Here is an 11651-nt window from a genome sequence, read left to right as displayed (position 1 = left end):
CACTTTATCTGGCCTCAAGTAGCACTATATATAAAGATTAATAGTATGCACTCAACGAAGAGCTTGGCTAATTATTTAGGTCTACAGAGATACCAGCCTGCATATTCATCGGAGCATATGGGTAGAGGTGAGCCGAGAGGCGCTTATTGTCCATGAAGGCTTCGCCGACATTGTACATACGCAGATAGAAGCGAATCCCCTTGAGGCGGAAATTGGCGTAGGCATTGAGCAGAGGTGCCTCACCTCCTATGCGCATCTCCTCTTGGGCGACGAATTGTTGATGTGTGGGGTGATAGTAGGGAGCATAGTAGGACGTATGCCAGTAACCCTCGGCCCCTAGCTGTAGCCCCATGACCTTGAAAAGCAACAAATCCACATACACATCGGCACGGGCGGTAAGCTCTGGTACAGGGATTGCAGTTTTATGACTACTGATCTGGTAGGCTGCTTCTAGATCCCAGCAGAGAGGCCCAACCTTGTAGCGATGTCCTGCACGCAGCATCGTCATTTGGATCACACCCTCATGCTGATGAGGACGAGCGTTCGTACCCCAGTAGACATAATTCTGCAAAGTAGCCGTGCGTGCCTCTGCCCATGTCCCCCAGCTATCGAGATTAACCCGACCTGCGAGCTCCAAGCGACGAGAGAAGTTGAAGCTATGATCCCACCAGCCAAAGGTGCCATGATGATGATTGATGAAGTAGGGCGTACGCATATTGAGCAGTTTGGCATCGGCAGATAATCCGAATTGCTTGCCAAATAGCTTGAAGCTGCTAGAAGCATCTCCCTCTATAGTAAAGGCGCCGAGGTCTTTGCCTAATATACCGAGCTCGGCTTTGGCTCGGAAGTTCAGCCCCTGCCCCGTTAAGCGAGAGAGATATCCCCCCACAAATGTAGAGAAATAGCTATCGGTATCTCTGTAGGCTCCCGTCTCTCTATTGGGCAGTGAGATCCATGTATTCTCCGTGCGCAGATATCCCGAGAGGCCAAACTTGACCCATGGGCGGAAGTTCTCCAGCAGAGATAGCGACAGTGTATTATGCAGCGTAGTCAGTGCTGCCGTATCATTTGGGAGCACATACTTGCCCGTGACATTACCCTTGGAGTCTTTCTTCTCGAGCTCTACGCTAGGTGTACCAAAGAGATTACTCCAGACCTCATGCTCGGTTCGCGAGATAAATCTACGACTCTGCTTGTTGTAGTAGACCGTATGAGCAAGGCTACCCACAGGTACAAACTCGCCTAGTACCTTCTTAGGCTTCTTCTGAGGCTCCTCGGGGGCATCTGCATCCTCAACCTTAATCATCGGCTTGGCTTCCTCCTCTAGTTTGAGGCTATCGGTCGGGGGCTCTACCTTCTTGCGGTAACCGAGTTTGTAGCGATGCGAAACGAAAGCGTGCCCCGATCTGAGGCGGTTGTATAGGATATCTTGAGGAATACGAGTGGGAATGTCCCGGCTACTGAGGCGTAGGCGACCATTGGAGTAGTTGTCGGGATTGAGCAGATAGTCAAGATTGGCAATACCTGCATTCTCACTGATCCGATAGTAGTCGTTGGCCACATAGGCCCATAGGTCATAGCGATCGCTGCGATAGCTCCCAAAGACTCGGTAACGTGCGTCCTTGCTTCGATTGGCATTGTAGAACCCCTCGGCGCCAGCATAGTGAAACTCCGTTCCGAGGTTAATCTTCTTCCCTAGGTTGAGCGACAGCGTCCCCTTGAGTACCTCTTCTTCCTCTACATTCTTGAAGTTCTTGTGGTAGTGTACGAAGGTAAAGGGCGTCTTGGTATCGTAGAATATAGCCTGATCGGGACGATACTCCATACCTTGGAAGCTGGAGAAATAAATAAAGTCCGTAGGGCGAGCCACACGGTCAAAAAAGATTTTGCTCTGCCACGGACTATTAAAATTACCCGTATAAGCCACGCCTAGCGAGCGATGCTCGGGGGCTAGGTAGTGATGTGTCCCGATCGTGATCGTATCGGTGAGGTTGATTTGCTCCGGCAAACTGATCTCTGGCAGTATGCGGTAGCCTCGTAGCTTGTCGCCCCGCACGACACGCTCCTCGTCGCTGATGCGCTTCTCGCGCTGCATCTCATAGCCCTGTGCCCACAGCGTAGTCTGCGCCACTAGGGCGAGGCAGCATATATATATATGATAGAGTTTCATCGTTGCTTATGTTGAGTACAGTCTTTATTGCCTCGACTGGCGGCTGGAGGGTCGCTTGCCTCGCAGCATCGGATAGTAGGCGCTGCGGATATGCTCCAGCCTATATCGATTGTCCTCGGCCAGATCAATCGCAATAATATCGTAGCGCACCGAGAGCGTGCACTGATAGAGCCGTATGTAGGCATTAGCTGCCTTGATTAGGTGGCCCTGCTTGTCCGCATCGACAGCTTCCGTAGCCGTCTGATAGGCTGAGAGCGAGCGCACTTTAACCTCGACGAACACCAGTTCATCGCCCTCCTGAGCGATGATATCGACCTCACTATGCCGGTGACGCCAGTTACGCTCGAGAATGCGTAGCCCAGCCTCTTCTAGTAGACGGCAGGCTATTTCCTCGCCAATCCGACCCTTCGCAAGATGCGACTCCATAGTCTTCTACTATGCTCACGAGAGATATGGAAGCTCAAGATATGCCGCTCACGCTTCTCCGCCAAGATCTTGTCTATGGCAATGAGAATACCCGTCTCCTCAACGCCACCAAACTCGTGGTTGATCGCTGTGCCAAAGACTCGCATCTCTGGCGAGAGCGACATGTAGGCACTCACCAACGGAGGCACATTGATCCCAAGGCGGCGCACCTCTTTGTTGAGTGCGCGGTAGTTAATGCGAAAGTTGTCTGTTGGGAATAGCTCGGCCATACGCTCGGGATCCACCTCGATAGGTAGCGGACTGATTGGGACGACTAGCTCTTCGTGATCGTGGAAGTGCTTATCCAAGAAGTAGAGGATTAGGTTACGGGCCTCCTTGTTGTAGTCCGAGTACATCGTCACCTTACCGTAGAAGTATTTCATCTCCTTATTCAAGACCGTCAGAGCCCCCAGACCGTCCCAAAGATTATCTAGGGCAAACATTGACTTCGAGCCCATACGGGTAGACTGATAGGGCAAAGAAACAAACGAGCGGCCTAGCTCTATGGTATAGGGCAGGTACTCGGTCATGAACTGAGGGCTAAAGTGAAACATCTCGCCAGTAGCCAAATGCGGACGCCCATCGGCTCCAACCTTAACATCCGAGCCAAAGATAAAGCGATAGCCACCTAAGATAGCCTGCTCCGACGGATCCCAAACGATCAGCTGTGTATAGCCATCGGGATCTGTGTCGAAATCATCAATATCTACCTCCTTACCCGTTCCTCCGCCATAGAATCGAAATGCCTCCTCACGCAAACGCCCCACCTCACGCATCGTGTGTGGTGCATCGGCCGCCTTGAATAGATAAAGTTCGTTGCCGGCCTTATTGGTCGTGCGCAAAAATAGATCTTGGCTAAGCTCCTTGCGAATGAGCGCCACATCTACGGGGGGTATGATCGGCTGTTCGATCTCTTTACTCATTGATTTACCTCTTATTCTTTTGTTTGATGCGGTCGGCATACCGCTGGGGCAGCTCATAGCTCATGGCCCTCACCCGTGCAGCTTTTTCCTGCATCGAGCCCTCGGCATCTCTGAGCTCCTCCCATGCAATAGGCTCACCGACGATGACTTGGTAGCTCTTGCCACTACTGCGAAACATCTCGTCGGGGAGCAGGGCCGTGCAGATGTCGAACTTGACCCCAAGGGCACGGCGAATGCGATCTATCCAATAGAAATGTTTTGAATTGCGACCTACAAAATGCAAAGGTACTACGTTGCGCCGATATTGAATAGCTTGAGAAATAAAACTCTTCTGCCACGGGCGATCCTGTACCGCTCCATCGTAGTGACGTGAGCAATAGCCTGCTGGGAAGGACCCAACCGGCAGATCACTCTCGAGCACGCTATGCAAAGCCTGTATCGAACCTCTCGACTGGGAGCCGTAGGTATTCACAGGCACAAAAACCGACCGTAAGCCGTCCAGATGGTAGAGCATATCATTGACGATGTAGCGCACATCGCCATAGCGACGGGCCAGAAGATATGAGATACCGATACCGTCGAAAGCCCCAAGTGGGTGGTTACTGACGAAGATGCAACGGCCGTCCTCTGGCAGAGCCTCGGGGTTCAGCCACTCGACCTGCACATCAAAGTCCCGATGCAGGGCGGCCAAATAGGTTTGCCCCTGCTCTCCTTCGTGGCGGCGAATGAAGGCATTGATCTCTCGCTCGTGTATAAGTCGCTGCAAGAGCCTAGCGATCCACCGAGGAAGTTTCTTGCCTGTTTTACTCTCTATGACCTTGGCTATATTGATCTCCATATATCTGTAATCTGCTTCGCTGTGCCACATTGCTTACCCTAGGGAGATGTGCGTGTACAAATAGCCCTACGGCAAGAGCGAAATGTGCCAATACGATACACAAATATAGCATCTTTTACCCTTTATCGAGCGTATGCCCAGTATCCTATCGGTATGGATACTCTCTAAGATGTAGAGATAGCCAAATTTATATTTTCGATCACCTTCGGGATTATTGATGGGAAGCTCTACGCACGAGAGGGCACACCAAGCTAGACCTCGTATTTGGCCTCTAGGAGGCTCTAGGCTGCATGCTCCCTCGTTTTGGCACTTAACCCCAGAAGGACGGAAATATCCTCTCAAACAAGACAATCACAATAGACTAGTAAACAACAAGATAAAATCAACTTCAAAACAATTTGATCTCAAAGAAGAGCAAATTGCAGCATTTCTTCCCATCAATCTGCTCGGATTAGCGGACACATCGCTCCGCATCTTCCCTCCAATTCCCCAAGGTCTTCCCATCAATTTTTCCAAAAAACTCGACTTCGCCTCTAGAAATCTTTGCTCCTTGGCTCAAATCTCAGCCCAATTCCTTTACATACTTTAACTCCAAAAGCGAAAAATCACTTTCCTCTCTCGATCTTTAGTACATCAAAGGGCAACCTCTATGCTCCCTCGCAATAGAGAGTAGGTCCTAAGTTCTTTTGCACTAACCTCAAACCATAATTTAGATTCAGCATTTAGGGGAGCGACGATAGGCAAATCCCGATCTCTAGTTCTCGGAGAGGGGGGGGGCTTGACTAGGAGGGTTAATTGAGGTATTTTTGTGGTCTTGGCAAAGGAATTAAAAAACTCTATAAACAAGAAAATCATCGTGCCTACAAACGACTACAACTCATCTAGCAAGAGTACCATACCTCAAGCACTTGCGAACACGATTGACTATATCCATTTAGGAGCAAGGATTGTGCACCGAGGCATTACTCTAGCGGCTTCACGCTCCCAACTATAATAGATATACTCTGCAACTCTCCCTAACTATAACACCTTCTGTTTATGCCCAAGAGAAGAGATAAAGAACTTGTAAACAACAGACATCAAGTCATAGAAAATATCCAAACCCTATATCTCTACCTTGAGGGAGATAACCAAGAAGATGCAGCCTATGCTAGGGGGCTCCTCCAGAAGGGGCAGTGGTTTGTCATGGAGCTTATTGAGGGCAAACCTTACTTTGGCCCTAGCCGATTTGTTGGCTATTGGAGCAATGACAGGACAAGGCACGATACCGATCGTGGAGATGGAAGAGAAACGAACTCCATACTCAAACAACTATACAAGGAGTGTGAAGTAGACTCCGAAGAGCATGAAGCACTGCTAAGGCTCTGCATCAAAACTATCAAAACCTATGGAATTGAGAAGATAAAATCGAATGCGAGGTTTCTGATCGACTACACCATAGACCTAAACAACATTTACGAATTACTTGACATGGCTAATAACGCTCAAGCCTCGATGCCTACCAACTCAATCAATGAGTTCGCAGACCTACTCAAAAACAATCACAATCTCATATTATCTGGCGCTCCCGGCACAGGGAAAACCTATCTAGCCCGCCAAATGGCTGAAACTCTGATTGCCGAGAGGCTAAGACCAAGCTTGGAGGACTCCGAGATTGAAGCTATAATCCCCCACTCTACTGCGATTGACATACCCAGTGCACAAAATCGAACAGAATACACAGTTAGAAGGAACACCTCATCTAAGAGCCTTGAAGTAAAGGGGAATAATATCCAGTCTGTGCGTACATCTTATAATTCCATAAAGAAGGCTTATCAAAAGAAAGTATGGGAAGTACCACCGCAAAAGTGGCAAGACCCTACCGCAGCTGCAATCGCTAAGTATATTTATAGACAGCTTATTCTGCAGAAGAGCAAGGAGCAAGTCGGCTTCGTGCAGTTTCACCCTTCGTTCGATTATACGGACTTCATAGAGGGGCTTCGCCCAACTACAGAGGACGGGAAGGTAGTCTTCGAGCGGCAAAATGGGATATTCAAAGAGTTTTGCCGCAAGGCACTCATCAACAGCCGCAATGCAGAGAAGAGCCAAGAGGAGCTCTATCGAGAGGCCTATATCGACCAATTTATCGAGGAAGAACTCGACAGACTACAAGATCTGGGAGAGAAAGCTGGGCTCAAAACACACTCATCGGGGAACCCATTCAGCGTCGTTGAGCACAATAATCATACGATCAAAGTACATATCCCCAACAACCCCATTACCTCGACCATCTGCTGCCGGAAGTCCGAACTAAAAGCCCTACTCACGACGGAGGGACTAGAGATGAAAAAGGTCAAAGACATCACTCTATTCTTCAATCGTGGAGGGAATAGCCAATCGGACTCCTACCTATTCAGTTTGTTTAAGCATTTTATGGGGCAAGAGCACGCATATAGGCAAGGATATAAGGAAGAGAAGAAGCCCAGAGAGGAGCTCAAAACCTTCGTCTTCATCATAGACGAAATCAACAGAGGAGAGCTCTCGAAGATATTCGGAGAACTCTTTTATGCTATTGACCCCGGCTATCGAGGAGAGAAGGGCAAGGTACAGACACAATACCAAAATATGGTAGACGACGAGTTTGCCGATGGCTTCTATATTCCCCAGAATGTCTATATCATCGGTACGATGAACGACATTGACCGAAGCATCGAGAGTATGGACTTTGCCATTAGGCGACGCTTCGCCTTCAGGGCAATTACTGCAGAGGAGCGCATCTGTATGCTTGACGAAACGAGGGAAATTGCCAATATAGTGGAGGAGGCCAAGGCACGTATGCGCCGACTCAACAAAGAGATTAGCCAAACGCCCGACCTAAGCTCTGCCTACCACATCGGAGCTGCTTACTTCAAGAAGCTAGCCCATTACTACACGGGAGGCAACGCCGAGCAAGCATTCGAGCAGCTATGGCAGTACCATCTGCAGGGCATTTTATACGAGTATCTGCGCAGTATGCCACATGCAGAGGCTAGTATGCAGAAGCTCCAAGAGGCCTACGGGTACACGCACAAGGACGAGCATCAAGGAGATGATCAGGCTAAAGGACAATAGCTCAAAAGAGCTTAGCCTCCAGAGCCAAGAGCTCTCCGTGGTGAGGTGTTTGGCAGGGCATTCGCTCAAGCAGCTCCTCAAGGAGCATGGAGATACACTGCTGATATGGCCACATTCTTTCGCCGAGAGCCGAAATGGTGAGGGAGATGCTTCGCTTTTTACCCTTACAGAGCGCACAGATACGGCAGTGATCCAAACGGGTAACCTGATGGGGTTTATTGGCTACCAAGCCACCGAGCTTGCTATTACTTCAAGATTTACGAGTACGGAGCGGGATTACTTCCTGCACTATATGCTTTTGAAGGCTTTTAATCTCCATGTCTTCAACCTACATCACGGCCTCTGTCGTGACGAAGCATTCGACTTTTTGATTTACCTTTTCCCAAAGGTGTTACTACAAGCCCTTAGCCAAGGACTATACAAAGAGTATCAAAAACGAAGCTACAACGATGCTCGAGTCAGAGGTGTGATCGACATCGGCCGACACCTCAAGCTCAATAGTCCACCCAACGGGCGCATAGCCTACCACACACGTGAGTATAGCTACGACAATACCGTGACACAGCTTATCCGCCACACGATCGAGTATCTCGGGCGTACGGAGCTCGGACGCAGCATACTCTCGAGCAGTGATGAGATGCGTACGGCTGTTTCTAGAATTATCGAGAATACTCCTCGGTACGACGCCAAAGAAAGAAACCAAGTCGTCCGACGTAACCTAAGACCTCTATCCCACCCCTATTACCAAGCCTACCGAGGGTTACAGAAGCTCTGTGTACAGATCCTACGGCATGATAAGCTCATGTATCACTCATCGACAGAGCAGGTGCATGGTATCCTCTTCGACGGCGCTGTACTGTGGGAGGAGTATTTGGGCACTCTACTTACCCCCAAGGGCTTCGAGCACCCGAATAATAGGACAGGGCAAGGACGTATACACCTGTCCCAAACGAGCAAATTCCCCAGATACCCAGACTTCTACCACAGGTCTGGTTCTGTGGTTATAGACGCCAAATACAAACGGACAACCTCCAGAAACGATATTCATCAGGTCATCGCCTATATGTATCGCCTACAAGCTCAAAAAGGCGTCTTCATCATGCCCGAAGCACAGGCAGAGGACACGCCTCAAAATAGCGACGAGGAAATGGCACATAACGAAATCTACAAACTCGCTGGCTACGGCGGTACTCTAACTCTGTACCGCTTGAGTATAGCGAGGCAGCCTCAAGACACCAAGGACTTTGCTACTCTCATGGCAGGGTACGAAAGGACTCTACTACAAGAGTTGGGCATCTGAGCAGACATCAAAAAGGCAAGCAGCAGTGGAGCTACTACACAGCCAGCAATACATTTACTCGGCATAGGCATTATCGTCAGCCCAGCTAGCACTTGCGTTTTGCACACTCTAAGACACCTAAAAAAGGGTTGCGCCAAAAATGAATTTTGACACAGCCCCCCTTCTTCATTGTATCAGTCAGGAGCAAAGCCCAGAAAGATCTAGAGCCAAACCTTGAGGCTATCCACCAGAACAGGCGAGCTCCTACGTGCCAGCCAACCTTCTCTTAGACTATAGCTCATCGGGAAGGTAATATCAAGATCGGGAAACTTCTGACGATAATACTCCGCTTCCTGAGAAGTGCAGAGTGTATAGTCACGCTTGCCCGAGCCTACTAGGATAATCAGTTGCTCAGTACTGTACAGAGGATCTAGCTCAATGCTAATCCCCTCGCCGATCTCCTCCTGCAGATGCTCGACAAATAGTCTTAGAGCGCTTGCCTTGGGGAGCGTAATAACCCTGCCAGCCAAGTCAAGGTGGCTGCTTACAGTGCTCAGACTATCCTTACGGCCAACCAAGTAGATAGGCCCAGAGGTACGATCTTGTACCCATTGGTAGCGAAGCGTATCAATGTCCGTAGTACGTACTCGTGGCGAAGCAATCAGATCGACCTCTCCGCTTAGGAGCATACGCAGACTTCGATCTTGTCCATTCTCTAGAACGACCTCTACCTTGAGGCCTGTGCGAGAGCCGAGCTCTTGGGCTAAACGATAGACACTACCCGTCATCTGCTGCGACTCTCCCTCATAGCTGTGCGCATTGTATGGGGCGAGCAGCCTCAGCACTCCTTCGTGAGCTATCTCAGGATAGTCCCGCACAACTTCGGTGAGAGCCGACTGCTCATGCCTCTGGGACCTCAGCTGACTCAAGTAGAGCATAGCCCCCAGAACTAGAGCCAGCAGCCCCAGATAGATGAATGTACGTCTGCGGATCTTCATATTAGTATCATTAGCGATTGGGTAATAGTTGTAGTCTAGGGCCTAACCTAGCGAAACAAAAAGGAGGCTAAGCATAACCCCACTCAAGTGGGATTGATACATAGCCTCCTATATACTTGGCTCCTCGAGCTAGAAGCGATAGTTGAGCGTTACAGCGACCTGATTGCGAAGTTGCTCTTCGTCGATACGAGGCACTGGATTGATTGCAGTCTTCTCCCCTTTGTCATTATAGATTCTTTGATCTATGATGAAGGGGAAGGGCTGTACCATATTGCTCTGTCTGTGATGCATGTATGCTACATCAAGGGTCCAACTGGGAGATAGACGATAGCCAAGACCCAAGGAATACGAGTTAATTGCTCCGGGCAGTCTATAGTGCACCAAAGTCCCGGGCACGAGAGCCTCTATCTTGGGCACCTCACTTGATAGAGCCGCATCTATCCCTTGTGCCGTAGTGAGGCGGTAACCACCTCTCAAGGCTAGACGATTGGTTGCATTGACCTCAACCCCTAGACGGAGGGTGTGGCGACCAGAACCGCCAAAGTCCGACTTGATGGCGTCATTGTCCATCTTATATGTGTCGTCCCCGCCGTCATAGCCCTCGTCATAGACAGCATAGAGGCGTGTACCAGAGAGAGTGGAGTATTCGTAATCGGCACTGAAAATGGCACGACGACCTAGCACATAGGCTCCACTAAGGCCGAAACGCCATGGAGTACGTACCCCAAAAGCATTGGCTGCGCTCGTTGGGGTCTTAACATCAAATGCTCCCTTCTTGTCGGCAAAAGAGGGGCTAACACCCGTCGCTCGTGACCAATGGTCTATCTTGAGGCTATAGGCCATAGGCGTGTAGACAGAAGCACCTAAGCGCAGTCCGTCAATTGGCTCAAGGAGCATTCCGAGAGCAAAGCGTACGCCTCCGCCGTGTACGTCCATCGTGTTGTCTAGGCTAAGGCCATAGGTATCGTTAAACTGCTGACGCTTGCGGAACCCCTCACTATAAGAGGAGTAGATAGAGTAGTCGAGATCACTAATGGTAAGCACCATACCTAGGCTAAAAAGGCTAGAAGGACGGAAGCCAAAAGCAATATCATAGTGCGTGAGCGATCCGCTCTCCTCCATTCTCAGCCCTACGCTGCGTGGCCCCTCGTTGAGTAAGCCACGACCGTCTTTGTCGTCGAAAGCAAAAGCCGAGCCGTAGACCTTATCCTTGTCATCGAAGTCTACCCAACCAGCCTCGTGGGCAAGTACACCAATCCAAGGCGCACGGGAGTTAAATCCCTTGCTCATGATCTCCCCTTTCTCGACGAACGGATCGCCCCCATTGAGCACGGCAGCGGCATAGTCGGCCAGAGAGAAGCCCTTCTCATGCGATAGGGAACGACTAGCATCAAGAGTTCGGTGCAAGCGCCCCCCATTCTGTATGCCGAAGCCGAAAGTAAAGCTCATACCCGAACCTGTAGTCCAGCTATTCATGTAGCTCATCTCATCGACCGTGTATAGATTGTTCCGCTCTGAGAAAGTATTCCCTCCCCACACAGAGCGGCCAAGGGCTCCTGTATATGCCCCAGTCAAGCTCAGCTTGCTCCCCCTACGGAATAGAGCGATACCCGCTGGGTTTTGATGAACAGAACTGAAATCAGCCCCGACAGCACCTAGAGCTCCAGAGAGCGCTTGATAGCGGGCTGAGCCACGTGACTCCTGCTGAGCAGCTATGCCTACGGCGAGCGTTTCGCTCTGCCCCCATACCTGTACCCCACTTGTTGCAAGCAGAGCGGCCAAACACACACATATTTTCTTGTTCATTGCTATAATCTTTATATAAAATACCCCCTAGAGCTAAGCCTGCATCAAAAGCCGTACACGAATGACCTCTGGCACAGGCTCT

The 11651-nt window shown here is 50.0% G+C and carries 8 protein-coding genes; 2 read left to right on the top strand and 6 right to left on the bottom strand.

The window, feature by feature from the left end:
• Positions 1-67 precede the first annotated feature (67 nt).
• From HQ41_RS05815 to HQ41_RS05800, 4 genes are read right to left on the bottom strand one after another with little or no spacing between them, the layout of a single operon-like run.
• On the bottom strand, positions 68-2170 hold the full coding sequence (locus tag HQ41_RS05815; protein ID WP_044189113.1) for a putative porin: 2103 nt from the start codon (positions 2168-2170) through the stop codon (positions 68-70).
• Positions 2171-2194: 24 nt separating this feature from the next.
• Positions 2195-2596, bottom strand: a complete 402-nt coding sequence (locus HQ41_RS05810; protein ID WP_044189111.1) for a YraN family protein — start codon at positions 2594-2596, stop codon at positions 2195-2197.
• On the bottom strand, positions 2554-3558 hold the full coding sequence (locus HQ41_RS05805; protein WP_044189108.1) for a GNAT family N-acyltransferase: 1005 nt from the start codon (positions 3556-3558) through the stop codon (positions 2554-2556). Before HQ41_RS05805 ends, HQ41_RS05810 begins: the two co-directional genes overlap by 43 nt.
• A 4-nt stretch (positions 3559-3562) precedes the next feature.
• Positions 3563-4396 carry a 1-acyl-sn-glycerol-3-phosphate acyltransferase gene (locus HQ41_RS05800; RefSeq protein ID WP_044189106.1) on the bottom strand — a complete coding sequence of 278 codons (834 nt, stop codon included), beginning with the start codon at positions 4394-4396 and terminating at the stop codon, positions 3563-3565.
• Positions 4397-5434: 1038 nt separating this feature from the next.
• Here HQ41_RS05800 and HQ41_RS09350 point away from each other — a divergent pair.
• Together HQ41_RS09350 and HQ41_RS05785 are read left to right on the top strand one after the other, a co-directional pair.
• Positions 5435-7486 carry an AAA family ATPase gene (locus tag HQ41_RS09350; protein WP_052405312.1) on the top strand — a complete coding sequence of 684 codons (2052 nt, stop codon included), beginning with the start codon at positions 5435-5437 and terminating at the stop codon, positions 7484-7486.
• The gene (locus tag HQ41_RS05785) at positions 7464-8786 is read left to right on the top strand and encodes an McrC family protein (protein WP_044189100.1); all 1323 of its coding nucleotides are present in this window, start codon (positions 7464-7466) and stop codon (positions 8784-8786) included. Before HQ41_RS09350 ends, HQ41_RS05785 begins: the two co-directional genes overlap by 23 nt.
• Positions 8787-8986: 200 nt before the next feature.
• On the opposite strand, the gene HQ41_RS05780 is transcribed toward HQ41_RS05785, so the two are convergent.
• Both HQ41_RS05780 and HQ41_RS05775 read right to left on the bottom strand, forming a co-directional pair.
• On the bottom strand, positions 8987-9763 hold the full coding sequence (locus HQ41_RS05780) for a transporter substrate-binding domain-containing protein (RefSeq protein WP_044189099.1): 777 nt from the start codon (positions 9761-9763) through the stop codon (positions 8987-8989).
• A 129-nt stretch (positions 9764-9892) separates the two neighbouring features.
• Positions 9893-11569 (bottom strand): OmpP1/FadL family transporter, encoded by a 1677-nt coding sequence (locus HQ41_RS05775; RefSeq protein ID WP_152567352.1) that lies wholly within the window; start codon positions 11567-11569, stop codon positions 9893-9895.
• Positions 11570-11651 lie beyond the last annotated feature (82 nt).

This window comes from Porphyromonas sp. COT-290 OH860 (genome assembly GCF_000768935.1).
GTDB lineage: Bacteria > Bacteroidota > Bacteroidia > Bacteroidales > Porphyromonadaceae > Porphyromonas.
This window is presented reverse-complemented; position numbering and strand designations above follow the sequence as displayed.

Excerpts from the sequence above, each read along its gene's own strand:
- HQ41_RS05815 (WP_044189113.1), bottom strand. The coding sequence starts at position 2,170 with ATGAAACTCTATCATATATATATATGCTGCCTCGCCCTAGTGGCGCAG.
- HQ41_RS05810 (WP_044189111.1), bottom strand. The coding sequence starts at position 2,596 with ATGGAGTCGCATCTTGCGAAGGGTCGGATTGGCGAGGAAATAGCCTGC.
- HQ41_RS05805 (WP_044189108.1), bottom strand. The coding sequence starts at position 3,558 with ATGAGTAAAGAGATCGAACAGCCGATCATACCCCCCGTAGATGTGGCG.
- HQ41_RS05800 (WP_044189106.1), bottom strand. The coding sequence starts at position 4,396 with ATGGAGATCAATATAGCCAAGGTCATAGAGAGTAAAACAGGCAAGAAA.
- HQ41_RS09350 (WP_052405312.1), top strand. The coding sequence starts at position 5,435 with ATGCCCAAGAGAAGAGATAAAGAACTTGTAAACAACAGACATCAAGTC.
- HQ41_RS05785 (WP_044189100.1), top strand. The coding sequence starts at position 7,464 with ATGATCAGGCTAAAGGACAATAGCTCAAAAGAGCTTAGCCTCCAGAGC.
- HQ41_RS05780 (WP_044189099.1), bottom strand. The coding sequence starts at position 9,763 with ATGAAGATCCGCAGACGTACATTCATCTATCTGGGGCTGCTGGCTCTA.
- HQ41_RS05775 (WP_152567352.1), bottom strand. The coding sequence starts at position 11,569 with ATGAACAAGAAAATATGTGTGTGTTTGGCCGCTCTGCTTGCAACAAGT.